The organism is Chitinivibrio alkaliphilus ACht1, assembly GCF_000474745.1.
GTDB classification, from domain to species: domain Bacteria; phylum Fibrobacterota; class Chitinivibrionia; order Chitinivibrionales; family Chitinivibrionaceae; genus Chitinivibrio; species Chitinivibrio alkaliphilus.
Genome location: NZ_ASJR01000013.1, coordinates 56,855 through 82,668 on the forward strand (window position 1 = coordinate 56,855; position 25,814 = coordinate 82,668).

22 protein-coding genes and 1 tRNA gene are annotated in these 25,814 nt (G+C 46.4%); 10 read left to right on the forward strand and 13 right to left on the reverse strand.

What is annotated here, in order from left to right; all coding sequences use genetic code 11:
- Window positions 1-1,608: a CTP synthase gene (locus CALK_RS07655; protein WP_022637108.1), complete on the reverse strand. Its 1,608-nt coding sequence runs from the start codon at window positions 1,606-1,608 to the stop codon at window positions 1-3.
- Between the two features lie 136 nt (window positions 1,609-1,744).
- Complete coding sequence (locus tag CALK_RS07660) at window positions 1,745-3,775, reverse strand: T9SS type A sorting domain-containing protein (RefSeq protein WP_022637109.1); 2,031 nt, start codon at window positions 3,773-3,775, stop codon at window positions 1,745-1,747.
- 408 nt (window positions 3,776-4,183) lie between these two features.
- Between CALK_RS07660 and CALK_RS07665 the strand changes: the two genes are divergently transcribed.
- The 3 genes from CALK_RS07665 to CALK_RS07675 are packed head-to-tail and all read left to right on the forward strand — an operon-like array spanning window position 4,184 to window position 6,273.
- Window positions 4,184-5,101: a chemotaxis protein CheV gene (locus CALK_RS07665; RefSeq protein WP_022637110.1), complete on the forward strand. Its 918-nt coding sequence runs from the start codon at window positions 4,184-4,186 to the stop codon at window positions 5,099-5,101.
- 53 nt (window positions 5,102-5,154) lie between these two features.
- Window positions 5,155-5,502 (forward strand): hypothetical protein, encoded by a 348-nt coding sequence (locus CALK_RS07670; protein WP_022637111.1) that lies wholly within the window; start codon window positions 5,155-5,157, stop codon window positions 5,500-5,502.
- Window positions 5,503-6,273, forward strand: a complete 771-nt coding sequence (locus tag CALK_RS07675; protein WP_022637112.1) for a class II glutamine amidotransferase — start codon at window positions 5,503-5,505, stop codon at window positions 6,271-6,273.
- On the opposite strand, the gene CALK_RS12895 is transcribed toward CALK_RS07675, so the two are convergent.
- Complete coding sequence (locus CALK_RS12895) at window positions 6,274-6,426, reverse strand: hypothetical protein (protein WP_022637113.1); 153 nt, start codon at window positions 6,424-6,426, stop codon at window positions 6,274-6,276.
- A 90-nt stretch (window positions 6,427-6,516) separates the two neighbouring features.
- Between CALK_RS12895 and CALK_RS07680 the strand changes: the two genes are divergently transcribed.
- The 4 genes from CALK_RS07680 to recN all read left to right on the forward strand — a co-directional run bounded on the left by CALK_RS07680 (window position 6,517) and on the right by recN (window position 10,645).
- Entirely contained in the window at window positions 6,517-6,828 is a 312-nt protein-coding gene (locus CALK_RS07680) for a hypothetical protein (protein WP_022637114.1), read from the forward strand.
- A gap of 142 nt (window positions 6,829-6,970) precedes the next feature.
- Window positions 6,971-8,080, forward strand: coding sequence for a prephenate dehydrogenase/arogenate dehydrogenase family protein (locus CALK_RS07685; protein WP_022637115.1), 1,110 nt, complete (start codon window positions 6,971-6,973; stop codon window positions 8,078-8,080).
- Window positions 8,081-8,084: 4 nt separating this feature from the next.
- Complete coding sequence (locus CALK_RS07690) at window positions 8,085-8,963, forward strand: NAD(+)/NADH kinase (protein ID WP_022637116.1); 879 nt, start codon at window positions 8,085-8,087, stop codon at window positions 8,961-8,963.
- A complete protein-coding gene (gene recN, locus CALK_RS07695) occupies window positions 8,963-10,645 on the forward strand; it encodes a DNA repair protein RecN (RefSeq protein WP_022637117.1) in 1,683 nt (560 codons plus the stop codon). Before CALK_RS07690 ends, recN begins: the two co-directional genes overlap by 1 nt.
- Here recN and CALK_RS07700 read toward each other — a convergent pair.
- From CALK_RS07700 to CALK_RS07725, 6 genes are read right to left on the reverse strand one after another with little or no spacing between them, the layout of a single operon-like run.
- Window positions 10,637-11,668, reverse strand: a complete 1,032-nt coding sequence (locus CALK_RS07700; RefSeq protein ID WP_022637118.1) for a glycosyltransferase family 4 protein — start codon at window positions 11,666-11,668, stop codon at window positions 10,637-10,639. The two genes, recN and CALK_RS07700, sit on opposite strands and share 9 nt — an antisense overlap.
- Window positions 11,665-13,125, reverse strand: coding sequence for a polysaccharide deacetylase family protein (locus CALK_RS07705; RefSeq protein WP_022637119.1), 1,461 nt, complete (start codon window positions 13,123-13,125; stop codon window positions 11,665-11,667). Before CALK_RS07705 ends, CALK_RS07700 begins: the two co-directional genes overlap by 4 nt.
- Entirely contained in the window at window positions 13,095-14,045 is a 951-nt protein-coding gene (locus CALK_RS07710) for a glycosyltransferase family protein (protein ID WP_022637120.1), read from the reverse strand. Before CALK_RS07710 ends, CALK_RS07705 begins: the two co-directional genes overlap by 31 nt.
- Before the next feature lie 17 nt (window positions 14,046-14,062).
- Entirely contained in the window at window positions 14,063-15,055 is a 993-nt protein-coding gene (locus CALK_RS07715) for an AEC family transporter (RefSeq protein ID WP_022637121.1), read from the reverse strand.
- Window positions 15,056-15,091: 36 nt separating this feature from the next.
- Window positions 15,092-16,264 carry a beta-N-acetylglucosaminidase domain-containing protein gene (locus CALK_RS07720; protein ID WP_022637122.1) on the reverse strand — a complete coding sequence of 391 codons (1,173 nt, stop codon included), beginning with the start codon at window positions 16,262-16,264 and terminating at the stop codon, window positions 15,092-15,094.
- Complete coding sequence (locus tag CALK_RS07725) at window positions 16,261-16,902, reverse strand: class I SAM-dependent methyltransferase (protein WP_022637123.1); 642 nt, start codon at window positions 16,900-16,902, stop codon at window positions 16,261-16,263. The genes CALK_RS07720 and CALK_RS07725 overlap by 4 nt, the downstream gene beginning before the upstream one ends.
- A 53-nt stretch (window positions 16,903-16,955) precedes the next feature.
- Between CALK_RS07725 and CALK_RS07730 the strand changes: the two genes are divergently transcribed.
- Window positions 16,956-17,040 (forward strand) — tRNA-Leu (locus tag CALK_RS07730).
- A 2-nt stretch (window positions 17,041-17,042) separates the two neighbouring features.
- Here CALK_RS07730 and CALK_RS07735 read toward each other — a convergent pair.
- The 4 genes from CALK_RS07735 to CALK_RS07750 all read right to left on the reverse strand — a co-directional run bounded on the left by CALK_RS07735 (window position 17,043) and on the right by CALK_RS07750 (window position 22,280).
- Window positions 17,043-18,095 (reverse strand): DUF4388 domain-containing protein, encoded by a 1,053-nt coding sequence (locus tag CALK_RS07735; protein WP_022637124.1) that lies wholly within the window; start codon window positions 18,093-18,095, stop codon window positions 17,043-17,045.
- Window positions 18,095-20,209, reverse strand: a complete 2,115-nt coding sequence (locus tag CALK_RS07740; RefSeq protein WP_155851829.1) for a tetratricopeptide repeat protein — start codon at window positions 20,207-20,209, stop codon at window positions 18,095-18,097. Before CALK_RS07740 ends, CALK_RS07735 begins: the two co-directional genes overlap by 1 nt.
- 111 nt (window positions 20,210-20,320) lie before the next feature.
- Complete coding sequence (locus tag CALK_RS07745) at window positions 20,321-21,541, reverse strand: lipopolysaccharide biosynthesis protein (protein WP_022637126.1); 1,221 nt, start codon at window positions 21,539-21,541, stop codon at window positions 20,321-20,323.
- Complete coding sequence (locus tag CALK_RS07750) at window positions 21,534-22,280, reverse strand: hypothetical protein (protein ID WP_022637127.1); 747 nt, start codon at window positions 22,278-22,280, stop codon at window positions 21,534-21,536. Before CALK_RS07750 ends, CALK_RS07745 begins: the two co-directional genes overlap by 8 nt.
- A gap of 408 nt (window positions 22,281-22,688) precedes the next feature.
- Here CALK_RS07750 and CALK_RS07755 point away from each other — a divergent pair, with 408 nt between their 5' ends.
- Complete coding sequence (locus CALK_RS07755) at window positions 22,689-23,756, forward strand: hypothetical protein (protein ID WP_155851830.1); 1,068 nt, start codon at window positions 22,689-22,691, stop codon at window positions 23,754-23,756.
- A 9-nt stretch (window positions 23,757-23,765) separates the two neighbouring features.
- Window positions 23,766-25,814, forward strand: a 2,049-nt coding sequence (locus CALK_RS07760) for a chitobiase/beta-hexosaminidase C-terminal domain-containing protein (RefSeq protein WP_034637355.1), incomplete at its 3' end; no start/stop codon positions are given.

Here is a 25,814-nt window from a genome sequence, read left to right on the forward strand (position 1 = left end):
TTATTTCGACGAATGAAAAGTTTTTGCCGCGTGTACAAACCCTGAGAATAGAGGGTGTGGTGCCACAGGGCGGGATTTAAATTCCGGATGAAATTGGACACCCATGAAAAAGGGGTGGTTGGTGAGCTCTACAATTTCAACAAGGTTTTTCTCCTTGTAGTGACCAGAAAACACCATGCCTTTTTCTTCAAACATATAATAATAGCTATTGCTAAATTCGAAGCGGTGGCGGTGTCGTTCATGAACCGTATCTTCTCCGTACAGGGTATGAGCGAGGCTTCCCCGTGTCAATTGGCAGGGGTAGGAGCCAAGACGCATTGTTCCACCCATCTGCTCAATGGCATGCTGTTCTTCCATGAGGGCGATTACGGCATCTTTTGTTGACTCATTCAGTTCTGTACTATTGGCTTCAGCAAGGCCCATGACATTACGGGCAAACTCAACCACAGCCATCTGCATGCCAAGGCAGATGCCGAAAAAAGGAACTGACTGTTCACGGGCAAAGCGAATCGCCTCTATCTTTCCTTCATGACCGCGTTTGCCAAAACCGCCGGGGATAAGAATTCCGTCCATGGATGCAAGGAAGTGTTCTGCGCCGTCAGCTTCAATATCTTCAGCTTTTATGCTGTGAATATGGATGCGCGCACCATGTTGAGCACCACTATGGTCAAGGGCTTCATGGATAGATTTATACGCATCAATGAGTTCAGAATATTTACCTACAACAGCAATATTGATCTCACTGGTTGCATGAGATACATTTGCTGTATATTCACGCCATTTGTCGAGGCTTCGTTTTCCCGAGGCAAGACCAAAATAGTCGAGTATAATTGTGTCAATATTCTGTTCTGCGTAAGCAAGGGGCACCTGGTAGATCGTTTGATCTACATCAAAGGCCTCAATAACATTATCGCGGTCAACATTGCAAAAGAGAGAAAGCTTATCCATGACATCTGGCTGTAGATGCTTCTCTGTGCGACAGACCAGCATATCTGGAATTATCCCGATTTCACGAAGACGACCCACAGAATGCTGGGTTGGTTTTGTTTTTACTTCCCCTGCTTTACTGAGAAAAGGGATGAGAGTTACATGAATAAAGAAGACATTTTTTGCTCCCTTTTTCAAGCGAAACTGCCGGAGAGCCTCAAGAAAGGGGAGCCCCTCAATGTCGCCAACTGTACCACCAATCTCTGTAATAACAATGTCTACATCTGAGTTGTCAAAACTATGGATTGCACGACAAATCTCACCGGTAACATGGGGAACCACTTGTACTGTTCCACCCAAAAAGTCGCCACGACGCTCCTTGCGGAGAATGGAGTCGTAGATTTTTCCCGCCGTAAAATTGCAATATTTATTTGTAGAGACGCCGGTGAATCGTTCGTAATGGCCGAGATCCAGGTCTGTTTCTGTCCCATCGTCCGTTACGTAGACCTCTCCATGCTCATAGGGGTTCATTGTGCCGGGGTCAACGTTTAAATAGGGGTCAAATTTCTGCAGGATTACTTTCAGTCCACGGGATTTTAATAAGAGACCGATTGAGGCAGCTGTAATCCCTTTTCCAAGAGATGAAACAACACCACCGGTGATAAAAATATGTTTTGGCATTCTTGCTCCTTGTGTCCGCAAAGTTGTCTAAAAATAATATCTGCGTACGGTGAGTGCAGTGCCAATCTGATTTCTTTTCATATAAAAAAAGGGAAGCTCAAGGCTTCCCTTTTTTCTGCATGGTCTGTACTTCTTGTTATCGTTGAACCGTGAAGGCTCGTACGAAATTGGCAGACTCTCCACCCTTTGAAACTGCACGGAGAATATAGGTTCCGTTTGACAGATTATCTGTGGAGATGGAGGCTACGGAGCCACTATTTACAAGGTCCTGGGTCTGTATTAGCTGTCCATTGACAGAGTAAATCATGGCGGTTGCAGATTCAATGTTTTGCGGAATCGCAAGATTCACCGCATCTCTATCTACCCGGAGTGAGAAGTTTGTTTCTCCTCGCTGGGTATCAGAAACGACAAGGTCTGTGATATCCCGCGTACGACGGTGCGTGCCTTCTACGAAACGCACATTGTGAATCTCAATAGAGCCTTCATCAGCTTCTTGTCCCTGATAGACAAAGGCGATATTTTCAATTTCATTAGGGCGGAAGGATTTATCGCGATCTTGACTATTCCACCACGGAAGGGTGAGGTCGTCAAAGGAGATCGTTGCTGTTTTTGTTTCCCCATTTGTACCGGGAACAGCAACATAAAAGGAGGTTCCGCTCTGCTCGAATTCGTTTGAATCATAGATACGAACCTGAAGCCATTCTACTTCTGCCGAGGTTGAGTAGGTAAAGCGAAGGCCATCATATCCATGTCCTTCCGCATTGTACCACTCGCTTTCATCGCGTGCGGTAAACATATTCATGGCAAGACCGGCATAGGGCTGAATGAGAACCAAGTCTCCATCAGAGGATTCAGTTTCCTCAGTACCACCCAAGACGAAATTCATGTGCAACTCATCAGTTTCATCTGTTACTTCGTCAAGGGTAAGCTCGCTACCGGTACTTCCGTATTCATACCACGCGTTGAAGGTTCCTTCATCGTCTTCACCAATGAGGTTGGTGGGACCCATGTTCCAGATAAGGCTTCCATCCGTACCAAAATCTGTGTTCCATGCATCTTCTTCGGGAAGTTGATCTTCGAAGACAGGAGTGTAGTCTGATATGGTAATGTTGTCGATGTAGAGAGTTACTTCTTCACCGCTTACTACACTGTTAATTGAAGAGGTGTGAGCATCTCCAGTTCGAACTTCCACAGACCACTGAAGGCGTTCGGCACGATCCCAGCGAGGTGCTGCTTCTGCCCACTCTGCAAAGGTCTCTGCATCAGGAGCTTCAAAGCCGAAGAAATGACGCTCGGGGTTATCTTCTCCGTCACGCTGTACCCATTCAATATCTCCTTCTTCATCAATCTCTGGTTCCCAGATATCTCCTCGTGATGCCCACGCATGATCGAGGCGGAATCGAGATGGATCATGATTGTCCTCATCAAAATATTTAACACTATCATGCTCATGCTCAAGAACAATATCGTAGCGCTGCCACTCAGGGCCAACTTCAATGTTTACACTGTATGACCAGTCACGAAAATCAAAAAGCTTTTGTGCGGTACCCACGGAAAATTCAACCACAAGATCTTCCTCAAAGAGCTCTGCTTCGTCTGGCAGGTCTGCCTTTGCGTAGAAGCTAATAGTCATGCCTTCTTCAAGAATTGCGTATTGTCCTGTAGGTTTAAGCCCCGTACCAATACCGACAAAGTTATTGTAACGCAGATCGTCGTGGTGATCATATTGAGGGCGAACTTCTTCGTCTATGATAAAAGAGGCGGAAAAACCGCGTCCGCCGTCATACCCAATCCCGTCAGCTGCCACTACAGAGGGGTAATTTTTAGATATCTCATGGATGTGAGTTCCGCCGGGAAGATACGTCGTGTCATACCCAACTTCACCGATCTCCATTCCGCTAATATGGGTAAACCGTGATGATCCGCCTTCAAGCATGCCGTTTTCATCGTTGTAATATCCAGCATCATCATCCCATGAAGATGCTTTCCATGACGGTGTTCCGTCGTCGTACAAATACCATGCACCGTTATTGTAGTTCATGACGTCGGAACCGCCGTCGCGGTTTTCGAAATCGTCAAGGACATACTCGGATGCAAAGGCAGAGCCCGCAACAAGGCATAAGCCTGTTAGGAGCGCAAGTCCGTTTTTCATTGAGCGATTACGCATAATTTCTCCTCGAGTTTATAAATGAAACACATTCTCTCTCTTAAATATATAAAAAAACTTAAAAACTTCTGTATATATTTTGTATTATCTAGCACCATTGTCATATTTGTATGTCTATTTGTTCCTTGTCTTTTTTCCTGAATTGGTGAAATGTTTTCCAGTTTAGCCTATTTCTTTTCACATTTCAAGCTTTTTTTACTCCTCACATAGAAAGAACGGTCTTTCCTTCGTTCTCTCCGTGAGGATGTCTCTGTTTTGTTGACATTTTTCCATGTGTTCTATTCGGAATGTTTTTTCCGGAAAATAGCAAGTATGGGAAAGGTCTTTTTTTTAAAGTAATGGGTGGCAATATGTGGGCAGTATGCTATACTAACCTACGTGTTCTATTTACTCTGCGAAGAGGGTGTAATGTTTACAGAAAAAAAAGAGGATATTCTCTTAGAGTCCGGCACAAACGAAGTGGAATTTCTCGTTGTGGAAGTACAGGGGCAGCTTTTTGGCATAAATGTGGCGAAGGTGCGTTCCATTCAACAATATTTTCCCGATAAAGTAACCCCGATTCCTGATAGTCATCCCGCGGTGTTGGGTATGTGGCGGGAACGAAAAGAGACGATTAATCTCATCGATTTAGCAGGGGCCATCGGCAAAGAAAAAGTACAGGAATATGAACGGGAGATAATCGTTGTTACTGAATTTAATGCGGTGGTAAACAGCTTCTTAGTACAGGGTGTCCGCCGAATTTATCGTATTTCTTGGGATAATCTCACCCCGGTGAGTGAGTTTTCTTCTACCAATTCTCATGTCACTGGGTCGGTGTATATTGATGATACGGAGATCATGATACTTGATCTGGAACAGATTATTTCCCAGATATATCCGGACATGATTATTGAAAAACCACAGAAAGCGGTGAGTGATCCGGATCGTCATAAAACACGTGAGCAGTTATTTGTGCTTTTTGCTGAAGACTCAAAGTTGATTCGCAGCAGTGTGGCAGAGCAACTTGTGGAAGGAGGGTTCTCATCTTTAGAATCCTTTGAAAACGGTTTGGATCTTTTTGAATATCTTCGAAAAGAGTTTGCAACTATCTCCGCAACACATCGCGTGGTCATTCTCACTGACATAGAAATGCCGAAAATGGATGGACTCACCTTAACCAAGCGAGTTCGTGAAGACTTTCCCGATGCAGATATTCCTGTTATTGTGTTTTCCAGCTTGATAAATCAGCAGATGATTGAGAAGTGCAAAAGTGTTGGGGCTGATCGATACATTGCCAAGCCAAGTTATACACAACTGATGAATTGTATTGATGAGTTTTGCAATTAGGGTGGAGATAAGCTATTTTATAAATCTATACTATAATGAAAGGCCTACCACCCATGTTTGGACGAGGATCACGTACAAATAAACAGGACATGCACCGAGAGTTGTTTAAAAAGCAGCAACAGGTTCAGCAGGTATATCAAAAGCGATTGTCTGGCAAAAACATTAATGCCTTAAACACGTTTCTCTCCTCAGGAAAACAGCCAGGGTCTGCGGAGTTTTTTAAACTGCATCCCCTCGTGCAGGAGGTTGTGCTGAAACTCAATCTCACCAGTATTGATGTTATGGCAAAGCACACGAGAAATCCTATTAAAAAAGGGGTCTTCCTTTTACAAAAAGCGATGTTTAAGCGGCTTGCGCGGGGAAATCAGAAGAAGAGAACCCCGAAAAAGAAGAAGAAATAGATGTGTCAGCTTCTTGGTATGAGCGCCAATACGCCCACGGATATCCGCTTTTCATTTTCTGGGTTACGGGTCCGCGGTGGAGAGCGAGGACCTCATCGTGACGGGTATGGCCTCTGCCTCTATCGGCAACGCGGAGTGCAGGCGTTTCATGACTTTCTTCCGGCATCGCAATCAGACCTTGCGGTGCTTTTGGAACGACTTCCTATTAAAGCGGATGTGGCCCTTGGACATATTCGTCAAGCAAATGTGGGGGTTGTTTCCCTAGTAAATACTCATCCCTTTATTCGCGAATGGCGGGGGAGGTATTGGTCCTTTGCTCATAACGGACAGTTTCGTGGTTCTAAAGGGCTTCCTCAGACATACTACACTCCTGTAGGAACCACTGATTCGGAAGCGGGGTTCTGTTGGATTATGAATCAGTTGCGGGCTCTTGCGCGGCCTCCCGGGGAAAAACGTCTCTGTACGCTCCTACACCAATTTTTTCAAGATCTTGATACGCGGGGCATATTTAACGCCATGCTTACCGATGGAGATCGTTTTTTTACGTACTGCTCTAAGAGTTTGTACTGGATTACGCGTCGTGCCCCCTTTGGCCAGGCAAAACTGGTTGATCGTGATATGATGGTTGATTTCTCTAGGGAGACGACTCCTCGCGATGTGGTAACTCTTATCGCCACTGAACCGCTTACAGAAGATGAGGCGTGGACTGCCATGCAACCGGGAGAGCTGATTCTTTGGAAAAACGGTGAGATTGTATGGCGAGGCGTATGATTACGCATCATCAGGGTGCGTATGCCGCCATGCCCGAGCGTATTGACGTATCCATAAGAAGGCTGCTGTATTAAGGTCCACTGTCTTGTTTTGAAAACGAGACAGAAAAAGCTGATACTTTTTTATTTCTGTTAATTGCGCCATATTATCCATAATTCCCCCTATAAAAACATCCCTGTTTTTTTATATATATATCGGCAATTATGTATTTTGCCTTGAGTAAAAGTAATGAACGAGGGGCGTATGTTTTTTTGTACCTATCAACGTGGAGGTGCTCAGGAGGATGAGTATGCCTTTTCCGGTGCGATTGATGCAGACTCTTTTTCTGCCCTTTTTTCAGGCCTTGACTGGCGTGAGGAGCATGAGAAGTGGCGGAGGAATACCTCTGGATCAGAGCCAACGGTGTCAGTTGTGAACAGAGAGAAAAAATCTCTTCTCTGGGTTTCATGTCTTCCCGATTCTGCAGATGTCTTTCTTCTTGGGTTGGTTCGTACGCTCCCGCGGCGTTTTGGGAGAATACTTCCCCTTAGCACACGAACCAAGAAGAAAAAATAACCGTTATTACCGATGATGCAGGGGTTGTACAAGATTGCTTTTCTGCCTTTTTCCGGGAAGAAGAAACCTATGTCTATGCACGATTATTTCAGCTTCCCCGGGCGGTTTCTTCATAAGTATGCAAACAGTTTTAGGAGTACCAATGGTGTCAGTTCAACGTGTTATTATTTATAGTGTGGGACTCTTAGGAGGTTCCTTGGGTGCGGCCTTAAAGCAGAGTGGGTTTTCCGGTGAAATTATTGGGGTTTCCTCTCCACGAGGGCAAGATACTGCTCTGAAAGCAGGAGTAATTGACCGGGCTGTGGGCTATGAGAGTCTCCCCACTTTATTGCAGGAAAATGACCTGCTCTTTCTTTGTTCACCCATTACAGGAATTATTGCTGCCTTGGAACAACTGGGACAGATTGATCTTCCACGGGGAGTGATTATAAGCGATGTGGGGAGCACGAAGTCAACCATTGTTTCAACGGCCAGAACGGTACTGCCTTCGCATGTAACCTTTGTGGGGGGCCATCCCATGACCGGCTCAGAAAAATCGGGGCCGCTTCACTCGGATCCTCTCCTTTTTGAAAATGCCCTCTATGTTCTTACTCCTGAAACTCCCCAGGAAGAAGAAATTTCGGATTTCCTCGAGGTGTTTTTGCGCACACATACGGGAGCGCAAATATCTCGTTTTTCCCCGAAAACGCATGATACAATTGCGGCTACAATCAGTCATGTGCCCCATATTATTGCTGTTGGATTGGTTGATCTGGCCAGAAAAATAAACTATGAAGTTCCGGGGACACTCTCCCTTGCTGCGGGAGGATTTAAATCTGTGACGCGCATTGCCTCTTCTCCCTATGCGATGTGGCGTGATATTTTTGCTACCAATAAACGCGCCGTATGTCGCATCCTCTCACAATATTGCGGCATTCTTGAAGAGATGCGATTGGAGCTCATGGATGACGCCTTGGAAGATCGGTTTACCACGGCTAAGGATGTACGGGCTCGCCTGCGGGGTGATCGGAAAGGTTTTGCTGCTCCCTTGCATGAGATTCAGGTTGTGGCCGCTGATGAGCCGGGGTTTCTTGCGCGTATGACCCAGGTAATATCTGCAGCACATATCAATATTCGTGATATTGAACTTTTAAAGGTGCGTGAGGGGGAAGCAGGAACGTTTATGCTTGCCTTTGAATCTTCCCGTGAAGCACACCGGGCGGTGGCGGCGCTGCGGGAGGCGTCTTTTTCTGCACGGTGCGTCGGAGAGTAGGCCTATGAAAACAATTGGCATTGTACTTTTTAAGAAAAATCATGATTCCAAAAAAATTTTACAGCGCCTTGCTGCGTGGGCTGCAACGGGGGGAGTGCAGCTTGTTCTGCATCATGAAGCGCCCGTGGACAGTACTGTTCATACCGGGTTTCCCATGGCATCATCGGAAGAAGAGTTTTTAAACGCGGTTGAGATGGTTATTTCCGTTGGGGGAGATGGGACCTTTCTTACGGCGGCTCATATCGTGAAATTTACGCACATTCCTCTCATGGGGATTAACCTGGGGCATCTTGGTTTTTTGGCAAATATTGAGATGTTTGAAGTTGAGAGATGTCTTGATCAGGTTGTTCGCCGTGAATATACCACGGTTGAACGTATGGTTCTTGATGTGCAGGTGTATCGAGCGGGAGAACGAATCCATTCTATGTATGCTTTAAATGATACCTATATTAATCGCATTGTGCCTCGTATGATCTCTGTTTCTCTGTGGTATAACGATTCATATATTACCGATTACGTCGCCGATGGGCTTATTATAGCTACTCCCGGAGGGTCTACGGCATACTCTCTTTCTGCAGGTGGGCCCATTGTAGATCCCTCCCTTAAGGCCTATCTTATTACACCAATCTGTCCGCACTCATTGAATGAACGGCCCATTGTTCTTTCTGCACGGCGGCAGCTCCGTCTTCAGGTAAACTCTAAAAATCCTGGTATGATTTTTAGTGCAGATGGTATTTCCTCGGTTGAACTGCGCGCAAAGGATGAGATGTATATTTCATACAGCGGGAAGTGTGCACGTCTCATGGAATTTCGGCAGCACTCCTATTTTGATACATTAAAAAATAAGTTGAACTGGAGTGGTTCCGGTACAAAGGAGGAGTAATGTTACGTTCTTTACAGGTGAAAAATCTTGCCCTGATACAGAATATTTCCATAGAGCTTACGGGTGGGTTTTCTGTATTCACCGGTGAAACGGGGGCAGGAAAATCTATTCTCATGGGCGCCATAGACCTCCTTCTTGGGGGACGGGCTTCGTCAACAAGTGTTCGTAGTGGTGAAGAAAAAGCGGAGGTAACCGGGGTGTTTTTTCTTCCCCAGGCTTCCCGTGATATTGGTGTTCTCCTCGAACGTGAAGAGATCCCCTTAGATGAGGGTGAACTCTTGATCCGCCGTATTATTCGCAAGAATGGGAGAAACCGAGTTTTGATAAATGCTGTGGAAGTTCCCCTGCATACATTGAAACAGCTCGGGAATCTTCTCTTTGATCTCCATGGGCAGCATGATCATCAAGCCCTTCTTGCGGAAGATGCGGCGGTACGTATAATTGACCGTTTTTCACGGGTGGTTCCTTGTACACAGACCTATGCCACTGCGTGGAAAGAGTATTCCCGCGCACGCGCCGCCGTGGATGAACATCGGCGTACCATTGCGCTGTTGGAAGAGAAAAAGGAGTTTCTCCAGTTTAAATATGAAGAAATTGAGAAATTGTCCTTGCAGGATGGAGAGCTTGATGCCCTGAAAGATGAGTACCAACGTGTATCTTCTGTTCATGAGCGCAGTGCTGCGGCTGGACGAATTGAAAAAATTATCAGTGATAGCCCCGATGGGCAGGGAATCAGCAGTTTAATTGGTGAGCTGGAACATGCCATGCGTGATTTATGTCGATATGATGCATCTTTTTCCCAATGGCTGGATTCTATTGGCGATACGCTTTCGGTGTATAATGATCTGAGCGCAACAATCTCTTCATATGTCCATGATATTCATGATGATTGCAGCCCATACCGCACAGACGAGCTGAACAGCAGAATCAGTGCAATTCAACGATTGATGAAGAAGCATAAATGCGATTATCCCGGGCTTTTAGAAAAGCGCCATGCCTTGGCCGAAGAACTTGCATCCATTGAGAACGCGCAGTCTGATGAAACTGAATTGAAAAAGGCCCTTGAGAAAAGTCGTGCTGTCCTGTGCCAGCATGGAAAAACCTTAGATGCCGCTCGACGTGCCACTTCGACAGAGCTTGATGCCGGTATTACCGAAAAAATGGCTTTTCTGGGTTTTGCTGGCGGAGCGTTTAAGACTGTGTTTACCACTCATGAGCATCCACAGGAGACGGGAATTGCCACGCCCCGCTTTCTCGTTCGTACCAATAAGGGAGAACCCTTTACGGAGCTGTCTCATACAGCTTCGGGTGGTGAGATATCCCGAATTATGCTTGCCATAAAGAGTATTTTAGCAGAGGATGACCCCGTCCCTATTCTTGTATTTGATGAAATAGACACGGGAGTTGGTGGTAAAATAGCCGTGGGGATTGGACGGGAAATGCGAAGTCTTTCGCGCTCTCATCAGCTGTTTGTAATCTCTCATCTTCAGCAAATTGCAGTGCAGGCAGATTCACATTACTCCGTATATAAACGGGAACAGGACGGGCGCATAATCACGGAAATTACTCGTCTTTCCCCAGAGGGGCGGGTAGAAGAAGTGGCACGAATGCTTGGGGATGATCATTCAGCGCAATCCTTGGAGCATGCCCGCACCCTTCTTGCAGCAGCAGAATCAGCCTAAGAGATCGCCGTAGAGAGCTGCCGTTTCACGACCAACCTGTTCCCAGGTAAACCGAGAAAGTATGGTGTCTGCCATGGATGCTTTGGGAGAACGAAGAGCTTGTTCGATTGCTGTTCTGATACTTCGAATGCTTCGTGGATTACAGTAATATGCCCCTTCGCCGAAGTAGTATCGTGTTCCTCCATAGGGGGTGGTGACAATTGTTGCTCCTGTACTTGCTGCCTCCAGAGAAGCAATCCCCGGTGTTTCTAAGGCAGAGGGAAGGGCAAATACCCGTGCTGCTGCATAGGCAGAGGCAAGGAGTGGATCTGAGTTATCCAGAGGACCAAGTAGATTGATATGAGGAGCATTTTGAGCTATTTCCTGACACGCTTTCCCGTAGGCATTATGGTAGATAGGGCCAATAATATAGACGGGGTGTGAAAGCGGAGCTACCGCCTTAAGTAGATTAAGCATATTTTTTCGTACATATCCGATATTTCCAACGGAAAGAATGGGTTCAATCATGCCATATTTTTGTTGAAACAGCTCTGGGGTAGCATGAGAGAAATGGGGAGATACACCATTGGGAACAATACGTATTCGTTCGTGTGATATGGCACATATCTTTGCAATAAGGCGTGCTTCTTCATCGGTATTGGGAAGAATTGCATCTGCCATGCGGCAAATCTCTTTCAGGAAGAAGAAGGAGCTTACAACCCCAGAGGAGATCTTCTGAATGAGACGGGTACCGAGCAGTTCTGCCTGAATAAGCCAGGCAGGATGAAGAGAAAAAAAGACCGGTGATACCACGAGGGGAATATTTCGGGAGCGTACAAAAAGAGCCATATCGTAGGTTTCACGATTGGCACAGAAAATATGTACTGCCGAGATGCTTTCCCAATCATACTGCTTCCAGGGGTTGTAGGGTTCTACGGAATATTCCGAGGTAGAAAGGGCCGCTACGGTTTCTCGGGCTTGATGGTACAATCCACCTCCCACTGCACCTGATACAACAGGAAGCACAGCTAGAATTTTCTTCATTTTTCTCTCCAGAATAGTCGGTTGATACACATGTTTTTTATGTGACGTGGCGAAAGTCGATTAAGTTTTTGTATGTGTGTTGCTTCGTAGATGATTTTTTCTGTTTCAGGCAGAGATGTGTTTCTATAAAGGGGGATCCAGGAGTCATTTGTCTCCAGCTCTCGTTCATGGTAGGTAATACGGAGAGGAAGATGTTCCGGGTTATGTATTCCCTCGTTATATACCTGTATTGTTCCGTCATGGCGTTTCTGTAAAAAAGAAAAGTAGTCTCCATAGGTGATACTTTGAGCACCTTGTTTTTCTGCATAGGTGAGGATGTCTCGTAAAAGCCCTTCTTTTCCATTTCCCGGATGTGCGTAGAGACTTATGGGTCTTTTTTGGGCACGGGCTGTTTCAATGACCTGCATGAAATAGTTGTAGATGCACGTATCGGAGACGCGGAGATGACGAAAGCTTCCCATGCAGATAGGGTGGATGGGAAGCTGGGGAAGAAAGGAGGGAAAAAAGGCTGGAGCTGCATCATAAAGTAGGGAGAAGTCAGAGCCGTATTGAACACCTTGAGTGCGCAGGTATCGGTCCAGTTTGGGAGAGTGTATCCCGTACGGGGCGGCATATCCCTGTGGGTAGTAGCCACTACGGCGAAGTAGACGGAGTGCTTCGCCATGTTCCTGAGGGGTGGGGCGAGAGCGGTGGTGATGACAGTGAAGCCCGACTTCATCGTGAGGGCTGGCTGAAAATAGTGAGAGGAACTGTTGTTGTGACGCCGTATGTACAAACCATGTGGTCGCCAGGGAGGGGGCTATTTTTTGCCACTTTTGAATATCTTCCGCAGAAGAGTAGTCGGCGTCCATACGAAACAAAAGGGGGGGGCAGTTTTGTGGATAGAGGCTCTTTTCTATGCAAGGAGTGCCATGGATATTCCAGAGGGTTGTTAGGGCAGTACGGAATGCCCGGGCCAATACGCCCTTACTCACGAGAGACACTTCCTCTGCGGGGAGTTTTTTCTGGGGAATGGGGAATGCTTTTCGCCATACACGTCTATCCAGGAAAAGGGTGGGGGGAATGCCCCAGAAGGCGTACGAACCCTTTCCTGACCGAGTGTGCCAGAAGAATTGCCCGTCAATTTTTCCTACCATGGCAAATAGGTCAAGTTGTTCCTGCATGGCTGCAGTGGTGTGCACAAGGGGTGAACAGGCAAGGCGTCTTCGAATTGTTTTGCCTACTCGTCCATATTTTCCATGAGTAGCACAACAGATAAGGATTCCTCCCTGCTTTACATAGGAATGCAAGGCCGTATCTATGTCTGTACTTGGATGTATAAGAGCCTGGTATCTTTCATAGGGGGGAGATGCCGTAGCGTGAATCAATCCAAGGGAGTCAAGGAGTGGGGCAAGACCGCGGGGGTAGGTCGTAACCCCCACGGGTATTACGGGAGCACTTCCTGAATGCGTGTACACAGGTCCTCCTCATCAGTGAAAAGAATGTCTTCATTTGATATTTGGTGGGCCATGGGCAAGTCTGCCCTGACAAGGCATGGACGTTGATAGCTTTTTGCGAGAATAAAGGAGCCGGAAGAAAGAATTTTGGAAAAATTAAAGAGAATGTAATCTGCACTTGAAAACAGTATTTGCTCTTCCTCGGAGCTAATAAATCGTGGAATTATGGTTGTATTACCCCCCCTTTCTGCGATACTGCAAAGGGTTCTATAATAGGCGGGGTCTTTTACCTTACCTGCAATAATGAGATGAACAAATCTGTGGTTTTGCAGGCATGAAACTACGGGGAGTATGCCTTTGTAGGGTGCAATATAGCCATACATAAGTATGAGGAGTTTTCCCCTTGGTATGGGTGATGTAAGGAGAGACGTAAGCAGATGCCGGGCTGTTTCCTGGGCAAGTGGCTCTACGGGATATGCAGGATGGGGACAGAGTGCTATGTGTGAAGAAGGTATAGAAAACAGGTGCGACACCTCTTTTCGTGCCTCCTCTGTATGCACAACAAGGCGGGAAACTCTGTGTGCCGCATACTTCCTGAGCAAATAGTTTGCCCTGCGATATTTTCCTTCATGGGGTTCACTGTTATGTACCGTCCAGATTATTTTTCCTCCCCGGTGTACAAAAAGGATAAGCGGAAGTACCTTAATGCAAAGCTTTATCAGCCCTGTAAGAGAGGCAAAAGAGAGCCAATGATAGTGCATAATGGTGGTTTGAGGAGAGCAGAGGTAACGCGGAAAGAGTGGGTTTGCACTGTATACGGGCAGGGTGGTTTGAGCATAGAGTAGAGAAAGATAGGGGTTATGACGACTTGATTTTTCTATGTGTGGATACACATATACTTTTTCCACCGCTGGAAGAACCGAACGAAAGATTCTTTCCATTGTTTCCTCCTGTGGTTTCACAAGACAAGATATAACCAAAAGGGGATGGTAAAAATAGAAAGTGCCGTAGAGAGTACCAGATACGAGGCAATGAAGTCTCGTTCAACTCCCAGACGGTCTGAGATAATATAATTTGCAACGGCTCCGGGAACCGCATTCAGCAGAATGAGTATCACGTATGTGTCGTGGGACAGGTCGGGAAAGAAGGCGGGGACGGTTAAAAACAGAACCAGGGGAGCTCCCACAAGCTTTGCTCCCACTGCAAGGGCAAGGAGGCCTTTTTCAGAAGTGATTTCTTCAATTTTTAGATTACTCCCTACTAAAATAAGGGCAAGGGGAAGGCCAAGCGACCCAAGAAGGTCGGCCGAAGCTATCAGTATCGCAAAGAGTTCGGAAAAAACACGGGGAATAGTGAGAGCAGCGGTGAGGCTGGGGCGTATCCACGCCAGAAAAGAGCTTATCACAAGGGTGATAATCACGGGGTTGAAAAATGTTTTCACCGCCTCAGCTTTCATTTCCTCTGCTGATTCCTCCGTATGGGTGTGTTGGGATCGATATATGAGGAGCATGGCTGAAAGAATATAGAATGGTACGGTAAATCCATTGATAACAGCGGCAGTTGCCAACCCCGTGGATGCTCCTACGGCATTTATGGCGAGGGGGAACCCCATATAGCCGTTATTGCCCCAATATGAGCTATAGGTGAGGGCTGCTTGTTTTGTCGGTGTAGCCCGAATTATACGGCCACAGATGTATATCATTGGTCCGAGAATTAGTATGGGAAGAGTAGCAAGAAAAAAGAGCTCCCATGAGAACAGGTCACTGCTGTCGGTTTTCATAAAGGAGGAGAAGATGAGGGCAGGAAGAGCAATATAGTACGTGAGTTTTCCCATGCCTGCTTTTGCCGTACTGGAAATAAACTCTTTTCTGAAAAGGGCGTATCCCACGAGAGCAATTGAAAATACTGGGACGGTAATTTGGGCTATTTCATATACTCGTTGGATAAACATTATTCCTCCACGGTATAAAAATAGCTTATGATTAACTTAAGAAGAGGATGAACTGGGAGGATAAAACCTTTTTTTCAAGAGCTCACGGACCTCCGGATAAAAGCGAGGCGTAAACCACTCCTTGTTTTCAATCCCCTGTCCTGTTTCTAATTTGAGTTCCGTAAAGAGGCGATGAATATAGGGGTACCATTCCAGTTTTACGGGGCTTTGCCAGTGCACAAGTAGCTCCATAAATAATGCTTCCGGTGTGGGGTAGAGATGATGTAAGGTTCCTTGAGGGGGAGAATCGTAGGGGCCTTGTATCCACGGCAGTATTTTTGTAATAGCCTCAGGAAGTCCCCAGCGGTTAGCACAGCTCTGCCACGCATCCCAGGGCGATTCGGTGCCGAAAAGGTATTTTGCCGCCACTGAGAGCAAGAAGCAGTCGGTATGAAACAGGCCCGTGCCGTTTATCAATACTCCTGCCGTTGTTTCGGTAATACACGTTCTGTCTCGGTGTGTATATGGACCAATAAACAGGCGATTCGGGGTGTAATCATTGCAGTAATAATTGTCCCATATGAGAAGGTCTGTGCCGAAATGGTGTATGGGGTAGTGTAGGCTTTCGTTGGTAATAGCGGGGGTTATGGTATGTTCTCCTGTCCATAAAAGAGTTACTCCAGAGGGAAGTTCACTACTGAGAATCCGGATATACTCGTGGGCTTCCTCTCCTTTGAGAAGTTGTGTTGTGTAAATTGTGGGACAGAAGAGAAAGGGAATGGTGGGAAAGGCGATACGGAGCTCGTGGAGTATTTCCAATTGAGCTTGTGCAGCATTTCCGTAGCGCTCATATTCCTCTTCCCGAAGGGAAAGGCTGATATCATCAAAAAGCAGTGCAATAGTACGGGCTCCATCTTCACAAAACTCAGCCACTCGTCGTCGTAGGATGTCTCGTTGGGATGGGCTGTTGTATTGGAGGCTCAGTCCTGGAGCAATAGCCGGAATTACTTGGACGCCTTGTTGAGCACCTCGTCTCATTGTTTCACCCATGGCCGCGCGATATTCCCGGGGTGGGGTTGCAGTCCAGTTGAGGCGGTGGAACGGGTCTTCCTTTGGCGCATAGACATAGGCTGTATATCCTTCTTTGGCAAGGTGATCTATGAGATCACCGCGCTCAGTGTGAGAAAGGAGACGCCCATAATACCCTTCAATATATCCTATTACTTTCATGGGGTTTTTCCCTGTTGTATGGTGAGTAAAAACACTTCTCCCGGGCTTGTTGTTTTTGCATAGGAACTCCGTGTGTACCGAAGATCAAGCCCTTGGAGAGTTTGTTCAACTGCCTTAAGTTGCGGTCGTCCCGGATCGAAAATGTAGGCCCTTCCCTGGGGCGACAAATGTCTTTGTATAAACTGCAGAACAGGAGATATCCACCGTGCTTCATAGAGAATATCAACTCCGATAATGGCATCAAAGGTGTGGGCAAAACAGGAATGCCGCCAATCACAGGCTACAACATGTCCGGAGACGCGGTTTTTCTCCATGTTCTGTTGTGTTACACGGCACGATTCTGGGGCGTAATCCGTAGCAACAACGCGGTGGCCCAGATACGCTAAATAGGTTGCAAGGATCCCTAAACCAGCTCCCAGCTCACAAAGGTGTGTTGGTTTTTTCAGTAGAGCAGGCAGCTCACGTAGCGCAACATCTGCAGAGGGCCAATGGTCAACCCAGTAGGGGATAAATTCATCCCTGTCTAACTCTTCCATGATCGCCTCTTCAATAATCGTATCGGGATCTTTGGGAGTAAGAAACGTAAAGGGTTTGTCGGCTATCCGTCGTGTGGTCTCTGTAAGTTCTATGGGTGGCATAGTAAAAAATCTTGCTAAAGTAAAGATTTGTAATATATATTATCAGCGTTGATGCCGAAGTGGCGGAATTGGTAGACGCAGGAGACTCAAAATCTCCCGAAATTTACTTTCGTGCCGGTTCAAGTCCGGCCTTCGGTATTTCACTCTTCCACATACTGCTTTTCATTTCGCTCAATAATCCCTGTTGTTTGTAGTTTTTTCGGCGAAACCACATCTCCGGTGCTTTTCAGCACTATTTTACCTGTTTGTATACGCAGGTCTCTTTCACGTATCCGGTTTTGTTGTAATAAGTGGTATGCTTGGGTGCGATGAGCATGCATTTTTTCGGTGTTTGTATAGTGTATACCCACCAAGAGCAGGACAAGGAGTAAAACTGCAGTGGTACTTGCGGCAATAATACTTTTTCCGTTCTCCCAGAATGAAGCATCTTCTTTATGATGCGGGGTTTTCTTTATCTGTGAAGGAAGCGGAGATTTGTCAGGTTTGCTGAGAAGGGTGATATCTCCTTGACGAAGAGCTTCGTCAATGGCTGTGTACACATGAAAGGATGAAAAAAAGACGCAATCACAAATATCTTGAACGGTTCGTCGCCCATTTACAAAGGAAATTACGTATTCTCGAAAATTATTGAGAGGTTGATGAATATCCCGGGGGGAAAGAGCTCGATTATTCCCAAAGAGGGTCTCCTCTGTAATTACCTCGCTAATGGTAACCCATTCGTCGGCCCGTTTGGCTGCCTCAAGCATAATAAAGTTAGTTGGTACGACAATATTGCTAAATTGGTATCGTACAACAGTAGGCTGGGGTTCAAAGCGGTATTTTCCCCCTTCAAGAGTAAAGACCGCGCAAGCTATGTCAATAATGCCTGTTTGCATAATTGTGGTGAGCTCATTCACTGTAAGGTAGCCTTTTTTGATGAGCTCTTCGGAGAGAAGGTGGTAGTTGTTGTAGTAAAGTGTGTTTAACTCCTCCATCTCTTTTTCAGAATACCCTTTTACTTGGGTAAGAAACCGATAGAGAAAGGTTTTTATATCTTCACGATTGCTTCTAATATAGATAATTTGACCGTTTTTAAAAACGATATCAACTTTTTGCTCCGAATCTACCTTGAGTATGCCGTCTTTTTGATCTTGATCTATGAGAAGGAAAATATTTGACAGATTAAAATCCGAGAGTGTTCCTTCAAGGGCCATTATTTCCTCCCCGTAGTAATTTCATGTTTGAGGTTATGGAAAAACTGGACAAGAAAAAATATGTTGTATAGAGACAGTACGGCCATGCAGATCAGTTTAACGAGGGTGTCCCTTTGAAAATAGAGGGTGAATTGTGTAGATAGAATGGTTGCGTATAAGGTGTATACCACAATGGTCATAAAAAAGGGAAACAGGTTTTTGCTTTGTGTATCCCGAAGGAAAAATACCTTGCTACCCGGAACCAACAGGTTCATAATAATTCCTGTCATACGGTTCATAAAGCGTTTATGCAGTGATATTTTTATTTTCATGCTTTCTACAAGAGAGCTGTTTGATATGGCACCGAGGCTTTTTTTACACTCAAGACAGTACTCTCCTTCGCGACATTTGCGGCAGGTTTTCCGTCCACATAGTGAGCATGCCCCCACGGAAGAGCGCTTATTACCGTGGGAGATCTTGTAGACAACCGCCCAGAGCGTGGCGATTACTAAAATAATGAGGGTTGGAAGCAAGGAAATATGGAAAAATTGATAGCCCCACACAAGGCTGGTACGGTGCTGTCTTCCAGCCAAAAGACTCCCGATATTTTTCCAGAGGTAGTGAGGTGAGAATTCTCCGAGAATATATCGTCGTAAGGGAGGCCATTGTTTACCAAAGTAGCGGGTATTCTCATCGGTGAATCTGCCAATAATATCTCCGTCAATCTGAGCAGCACGGCGAAAATACTCTCCTGAATACCGTTCGTTTCTATATTCCAGAAGCCCACGGCTGTAGTTGTAATTTGCTGCAGCTGACTGGGGGTATTGCTCCTGCGCTTCTTCGAGGAAAGAGAGCCCCGCATCAATATCGCCTGCAAGAAGATGCATGGGACCAGCAGTGATACGACTGGGTTTACAATTGGCCTTTCTTCGCACGGCAAGGTCGCTGTAGTACGCCGCGCGGGAAAAGTCTTCTTCGCGGGCATAGCTGAGAGAGAGGCTGGTGTATAAGAGGGCGCGGTGCAGCTGTGAATAGGTATCGTTTTCAAGGGTCTCATACACCGTTTTTCGAAAGAGACTATCCGTATTTTCTTCTAGAGAACGTATGTAGAGAGCGTGGGGAGCTTCAGGGCTTTCTAAATACGTACGGTCTGCGTTTACCGTTCGCAAGAGGGGCATGCTCATGAGTCCCACGACAAGGGCAAGGGCAAAGTAGTGATCTTTTTTCTCTTCAGCAAATATGATAATAAAAAGGGCTGTGGCAAAAAAGAGGGGGTAGGAGAAAAAGATCAGCAGGCAGAGCAGGGGAAGTACGACATAGGTAATGCGTAGGTAGTATGGTATTTGACGTGGGTAGAGACAGCTGAGTTTGTGCAGTATTACTGAATAATATCGAATTAAGAGTACGAAAAGCAGAACATAGACAGCGGTATGAATGAGGGTTGACAAAAATGAGACAAGGGCCGATATGAAGGATAGCTGTCCATGCCATGTGCCGAGGGAGGCGGTGAAACAGTTCTTGAAAGAAAAAAGAGTAGTAAGAAATGGGGTGGTAGCATGGGGCAGAAAAATCCTGTTTCTTTCGTAGAGGCAGGGCGACGTAGAGAACCGTTCTGCGTAGGAGAGGTAGCGTTCTGCATCATCATAGTTTTCTTGGCTGAAGGCATGGCGTGATAAGTTAATGAATAAATGTTCCACCAGGGGAGTTGCAATGCTACCGCTGGATATCTGTATTTTGTAGAGTGAGTCCAGTACATCCTCTGCGTGATCGGATATGTTATAGCGCTCAAAGCTTGTAAAGAGAGACCAAAGGTGTGTTGGGTTTGACATTGCCCGTGATTTTGCTTTTTCAAAGAGCGCCTTTGTTTCCCCCGGGGGCTGAGCAAGGCCCTTGAGAAAGCTCACATAATAGGAAAGGGAGTCGCCGGCCTGCTGTTCGAATTGAGTGGTTGTTTCGGGAGAAATCTGTTCTTTCGCAGGGGTAGAGTGGTGGAATATCTCTGTGAGAATTGAGTTGCGCTGGGCAAGATGGGTACGAAAAGAATCTCCCTGCAGAGTGGATGCCGTAACAGAGAGGGTCCAGCCGAATAGGAAAAATATGGTACAATATTTTGTAATCATAGTAGTTCTTTTCATTATGTTCCCAGTAGTATAATATAGTACTTTCAAAAAACCAAAGTAAAAATTTGATACTTTCATGATAAGTATACAGTTTTGCAGCTGTTTGTCAAATAAAGAGGCATCTTCTTACTCCGGGGTGTCACCGAGGATGTGCGAAAGGGCGGTACGATGAATTATCAGGGAAAAAAGAGTGTTTATACTGCAATACCCACAGAGAAACAGAAGGGGGGATTGAAATGTTTCGTTTACGGCAAGTAGAAAAAAAACGATAGAGAGTACACGAAATATGATGAGACGAAACAGGATTTTTTGACGGCGAGCTGCTTCAAAGAGGCGGCCTGCAGGTTCAAAAATAACATCGGCAAATACCATTATGGGGAGTATTTGAGCATATACACCTGCTTCATGCCACGCAGCACCGAAAAGAGTGGTGAACAAAGAAGGGGCAAGGAGTATGAAAAAAAGGAGAAATGGAGTTGATATTAGAAGACTTTTTCGGCGAAGTGACGTTGTGATTTGCTTCAGTGCTTTCGGGTTTGTGTGGATACGCTTCCCCGCTTCTGCATAATAGGCATCATTTACAGCAGAACCGATAATCTGGGCAGGCACACGAACCATGGCATAGGCCAGCCCGTAATACCCCGCTGTTGCAGAGGAGAAATTCCACGAAAGATAGAGGGGGGGGATGGCCACAACAAAGGCAGATAAAAGGGTTGTGGGAAAGGTATAGCGGGGGAATTCCTGATATTTTTGTGCGACGGCCCAAAGGGCCTTGGGTGATGTGATATTGAAAGTTGGCAGGGGGTAGAGCAGGGCCAAGGCTGCTAAGAAGACGCCACTGATGCCGCTGAGAATAAGCCCGGTGCTTCCCCAGGAAAATATGCCGGAAAGGAGTTTTCCTCCTGCTGTCCACGTGCTTTGCAGAAGGAGTGCCCATGCCACCCGACGAAACTGATTTTTTTGATACTGTATTTTTTTGAAGATGTCGAAAAGAGATGTGCTTAGGTAGGCAAGGGCAAGCAGAGGAGCGTGGGGTATGGAGAATAGTTCCCTGGTCCCTTGGGTTGTCGTGAATGTGAGCACCGCAAGGAAAATGAATAACACGATAGAGAGTGTAAGGGTACAAAGCTGCGAAAAATCTTTTTTACATGATTGGAGAACAAGGGTGTTTTCATATTTTACCGCCCCCACAGATATCATGGCGAGGGCTGCCATAAAGGTGGTATAATACCCATACTCCTCCGGGCTGAAGAGGCGAGTGATAAGAGGCGTGATAAGCAGGGAAACCACCTTTGCATACCCTACGGCACCGCTGAGACTCAGTATGTTCTGTGTAAGATTATGCATGGGAGAGATTGCGTAAGAAGGGGATGGCTTTTTTCATCATGTCATGAGGTGATTGCTCTGCATTGAGGGAGAGAACAGATACTCCCTTATTGGCAAGAATCTCTGCAATATGCCGAGCTGTATCTTGTTCTCTCTGAAGCTGTTCCGATGTGAGTGTTGCATGAAGCGGGAGTTTTTTCTTTCGTTGCGACAGGCGGGTGTACACTGTTTCAACCGACGCATGCAAGTAGAGCACTGCCGCTGGAAGCGGGGCGTGATGAAAGTAGTGTTTCAAGGTTTTTGTTTCGTGGGAGTCTGTTCCCGGTAACACACAGTAAGCCTTATGTGCTACCCCTTCATCTACAAGTAGGGGCCTCTCATGCGGAGCATGGGTGGATTCAAAGAAGAGGATGTCTTCGAGAATCTCTTTAATAGAGCAGAGTCCCGCCAGTTTCCACCAACTCGGTTTTGAGCTCTTCTGAAAAAGAGCTAGGAGGTCGGCAATAAAGTGAGCATATTCCTGGTTCTGTGTAAAGGCGTGTGGCCGGCTTTTTCTTTTTCGTATGGTAGTTACAATTCGTTCTTCTACCTCCGTGGAAAGAAGTGTTGTTGCCTGGACACATCCCCGCAGAGGACGTGGTACTAGGTCGTAGCTCAAGTCTTTCTCTGTTCTCCACGAGCGGGTACGAACACTGCACAAGTGGCGGTACAAACTGCTTTTTCCTGTTCCCGGCGCTCCGATACACTCAACTCTTTGCATAGGCATCTCCGTTCCTTTTTCAAAAATACTATGAGATAAACCGTTAAGGGGATCTCTTTTGTATGATAGCAGGATTGTTATGCCTCTTGTGATTCTGAATGTGCAAAAAACAAGCAAAAGTTGTTGTTTGTGTATAGAAAAATGCAAACAATGCGTTGCGATAAAAAAAAGGTAATAAGGAAGTAAAAACAAACAATTTGTATTATATTTACAAGAGGGAGCGGGTATGCACGACAACTTTTACTGAGTAAAGGGATGTACTATGTTACAAAAACACGCTATATGGGCAGGTTTTTTTGTTGTTTTTTTCTCATTCACACTGTTGGGGCATCCTTTAGTCCGCCAGATCCGGCAGGAAGGATCCTTCTGATATATAACAGCAGGATTGGAGCTTCCAGTTCAGATAATATGCGTAATATTCGCCAAGCCTTGGAGAATATTGCCCCTGAGGAGAGTTCTGAGCGCCCCGTCATAGATGTGTTGGAAATACAGGATGCGGATATCCTTGGGTTTTATGATGAATTGCAGGAGCAGTATCCCGAAGTAGTAAATGAGTATCCCGCGGGGGAAGAACTTCTTGCCTGGAGTCAGGTGTGGGATATCCGTTTGGCCACAGCAGAAGGGTCAAACGACCCTATAGAACATCCCATCGACCATTTTGACGGAGACCTGCGAGACCCTACGAGTGATTACAATCTTTTTCAAGCCTATCTAGAAGCGGGCGGGTCTATCTATTTAAGTGGTTCTCACTCCCGGTATGCAGGGCGCTTTCGTAATGGAGAGCTTTTTAATTTTATCAACTATATGGTGTATGGCTCTCCCGTCCTTGATGTGGAAAATGTCGGAAACACTTCAGGTGGAGGGCACTATCCGCTACGTATTCCCTCAGATCCTGAAGACTTTGATCGTAATTTCAACGATCTAACTCGTATTTTGGAGGATGGTTCAGATGCTCTTGAGTTTTGGTATGTAGGGCATTATACTGACTCTATCGACCGCGCCTACCCGCTTTTGAATATTGTGAGTGGTGGGCCAACCATGTATGCCTGGCTTGCAGAGGATATGGAACAAACCGATGCGGGGCGCCTTGCCTTAAGTTTAGATAAAAGCTGGATGGATGGGCAGCTCTCTTCGGGGGCCGAGCTTCTTATTCAGAATATTTACACTCTTTTAAGTGGGTATCGTCACTACGACCTTATCAAAGAGTTTGAAACCGAAGAGATAGATCTTCATGGGCAGGACTATTTTACAATTACCGTAGATAGTCATGAAGAGTTCTTTGATTTGGAAAATATTGTCGTGACGGATACCATGCCTGCGTGTTTGGCCTTTATTTCAAGTGAGCCAGCACCCGATGAGCGCACTACGGATTCTGACGGTCGGGATGTCTTAGTGTGGGATATGGAAACAATCCCCGCTGGAGAGTCACGTGAAGTACGCGTTCGCTATGAAGCAGTTTCCACGGAATGTGAATAGGAGTTATCCATGACTTATAAACAAATACCAGTATTGCTACTTGTCGCGGCGTCGTGTCTTTGGGCAGATTTCACCATTGGTGGGATACGGATTGAACCGGAGTTTGTTCGCCCCGGTGAGGAATTGACCCTCCACGTACTTATGGAGTATCGTCCAGAGAGAGTTCATAATCAGGATAATATTTACTTGACTGCTGTTTTTTCTGATACCGACGATTGGGGTGCCGGTGACCTCTTTGTCTATGAAGACTCCAATGGTGAAGAGGTTCTGGATGGGATTCCTGAAGATCCTGAGGAGTTTCACGGTGGGGAGTATTATGCTCCGTATATTCGCCCCGGTGATGAGATTCCGGCGGGGTGGCATGAGTATTCCTTTACTACGGTGGTGCCAGAGCGGTATGCCCAGAAAGATGCGGTGTATATTGTGGTGCGTGCTGCTGAAGGGTTATCTCATGGTTGGCCTCCCTTAACAGTAAACTCATATTATTCAGGGTTAGGTGGAACGACACAGGAGGAGTCCGAGCGTTTTGAGGTAACTGACAGGAAATATGCCATATATAATCTTGCTCACAGCCCTGGTAAAACTGATCGGGCACGTATTGTCATTGTTGATGGTCGTGAAGCACCGGCGACTCTCTTTCTCAACGATCAGGAACAAGACAGTAATGTAGATGATGCTGTGGAAAATAGTCGTGAATTTCAGACTGAATCACACCGTATTGAGATAGATTTGCGGGATCCCGATGGAAATGATATTTCTGATGTTGGATCCATTTATTATGCCCAGAATAATGAAGAAGCGGTGATTGGGGAAAATGAGTATACCGGTCCCTTTGACATATATGCGGGGGATACCATCCGTGCCGTTGCACAAGTTGAGGGGTATCAAGACCCCGTAGAAGGCTACTGGGTGTATGAGCAGAATCTGCCCGAAGCACGTCTTGAGGCCGACCCTGCCGAACCCTACAATGGTGTATATACCTATGACACCCCCTCTATGAATGTCACCCTGACCACCAATGAGGGAAATACCATCTACTACACCACCGATGGGAGCGAACCCACTACTTCATCACCTTCACTTTCTGGTCATACGGGTGATGTTGAGATCCGAGGTGATGCGACCCTTCGAGCTCTTGCAACAGGACCAGCCTATGAGTCGAAGGATTCCACCTGGCTCTATCGGTGCGTTCTACCTGAAGCAAAGCTAGAGGCCGACCCTGCCGAACCCTACGATGGCGTATATACCTATGACACCCCCTCTATGAATGTCACCCTGACCACCAATGAGGGAAATACCATCTACTACACCACCGACGGAAGTGAGCCCACCTCCTCATCTACTTCACTTTCGGGACATACGGGAGAGGTGGAGATACAGGGCGATGCTACGCTTCGGGCTCGTGCCGTGGGAGATGCCTACGCCACCAAAGATTCTACCTGGCTCTATGAGAGTATCCTTCCCCGCCTACGTATCTACGCCGATGCGGGGTATGAAGATCCGGCCGATACGGTTGATTTTTACTTCGACACCACGGTGGTTCTCTGGGCAGAGGATGAAGAGGGAAATCGTGTTGATGATGCAGAGATTTATTACCTCATAGATGACGGGAGTGGTCCTGATATCAGTGAGGAGAACCGCACGCTCTATGATGGTGACCCCCTTGTGCTGGATGAAACTTCCCGTGTGCAGGCCGTGGCGGTTCACGAAATGTATCAAGGGGTGTATCATCTATGGCACTACCGCCTTCGTGAAAAAGAGGCCCCGCTTCACGCCCACTCCTTTACCACCTCCCATGTAGATGGAGCACTGGTGCAGGGCAAATCTGCCCAAGCAGAGGGCGACGAGATCCCCTTTGGCACATCTCTGCGCCTTGTCTTTGAAAGTCCTGTTTTTGAGCGGGATGCCTCCGATGTGGCGTATCGTACTGACGGCGGTTCGTGGGTGAATTACGACTCTGAAGACACCCTCTTTCTTACAGAGGAACATGATGATACCACCCATATCTCCCTCCGGGCTTCAGCTCATGGATATGAAGATGCGTCCCTTGATTTGTAT

Bases quoted from the DNA above. Each gene is read 5' to 3' on its own strand.
- CALK_RS07655 (WP_022637108.1), bottom strand. From the start codon at position 1,608: ATGCCAAAACATATTTTTATCACCGGTGGTGTTGTTTCATCTCTTGGA.
- CALK_RS07660 (WP_022637109.1), bottom strand. From the start codon at position 3,775: ATGCGTAATCGCTCAATGAAAAACGGACTTGCGCTCCTAACAGGCTTA.
- CALK_RS07665 (WP_022637110.1), top strand. From the start codon at position 4,184: ATGTTTACAGAAAAAAAAGAGGATATTCTCTTAGAGTCCGGCACAAAC.
- CALK_RS07670 (WP_022637111.1), top strand. From the start codon at position 5,155: ATGTTTGGACGAGGATCACGTACAAATAAACAGGACATGCACCGAGAG.
- CALK_RS07675 (WP_022637112.1), top strand. From the start codon at position 5,503: ATGTGTCAGCTTCTTGGTATGAGCGCCAATACGCCCACGGATATCCGC.
- CALK_RS12895 (WP_022637113.1), bottom strand. From the start codon at position 6,426: ATGGATAATATGGCGCAATTAACAGAAATAAAAAAGTATCAGCTTTTT.
- CALK_RS07680 (WP_022637114.1), top strand. From the start codon at position 6,517: ATGTTTTTTTGTACCTATCAACGTGGAGGTGCTCAGGAGGATGAGTAT.
- CALK_RS07685 (WP_022637115.1), top strand. From the start codon at position 6,971: ATGGTGTCAGTTCAACGTGTTATTATTTATAGTGTGGGACTCTTAGGA.
- CALK_RS07690 (WP_022637116.1), top strand. From the start codon at position 8,085: ATGAAAACAATTGGCATTGTACTTTTTAAGAAAAATCATGATTCCAAA.
- recN (WP_022637117.1), top strand. From the start codon at position 8,963: ATGTTACGTTCTTTACAGGTGAAAAATCTTGCCCTGATACAGAATATT.
- CALK_RS07700 (WP_022637118.1), bottom strand. From the start codon at position 11,668: ATGAAGAAAATTCTAGCTGTGCTTCCTGTTGTATCAGGTGCAGTGGGA.
- CALK_RS07710 (WP_022637120.1), bottom strand. From the start codon at position 14,045: ATGGAAAGAATCTTTCGTTCGGTTCTTCCAGCGGTGGAAAAAGTATAT.
- CALK_RS07715 (WP_022637121.1), bottom strand. From the start codon at position 15,055: ATGTTTATCCAACGAGTATATGAAATAGCCCAAATTACCGTCCCAGTA.
- CALK_RS07720 (WP_022637122.1), bottom strand. From the start codon at position 16,264: ATGAAAGTAATAGGATATATTGAAGGGTATTATGGGCGTCTCCTTTCT.
- CALK_RS07725 (WP_022637123.1), bottom strand. From the start codon at position 16,902: ATGCCACCCATAGAACTTACAGAGACCACACGACGGATAGCCGACAAA.
- CALK_RS07735 (WP_022637124.1), bottom strand. From the start codon at position 18,095: ATGGCCCTTGAAGGAACACTCTCGGATTTTAATCTGTCAAATATTTTC.
- CALK_RS07740 (WP_155851829.1), bottom strand. From the start codon at position 20,209: ATGAAAAGAACTACTATGATTACAAAATATTGTACCATATTTTTCCTA.
- CALK_RS07745 (WP_022637126.1), bottom strand. From the start codon at position 21,541: ATGCATAATCTTACACAGAACATACTGAGTCTCAGCGGTGCCGTAGGG.
- CALK_RS07750 (WP_022637127.1), bottom strand. From the start codon at position 22,280: ATGCAAAGAGTTGAGTGTATCGGAGCGCCGGGAACAGGAAAAAGCAGT.
- CALK_RS07755 (WP_155851830.1), top strand. From the start codon at position 22,689: ATGCGTAATATTCGCCAAGCCTTGGAGAATATTGCCCCTGAGGAGAGT.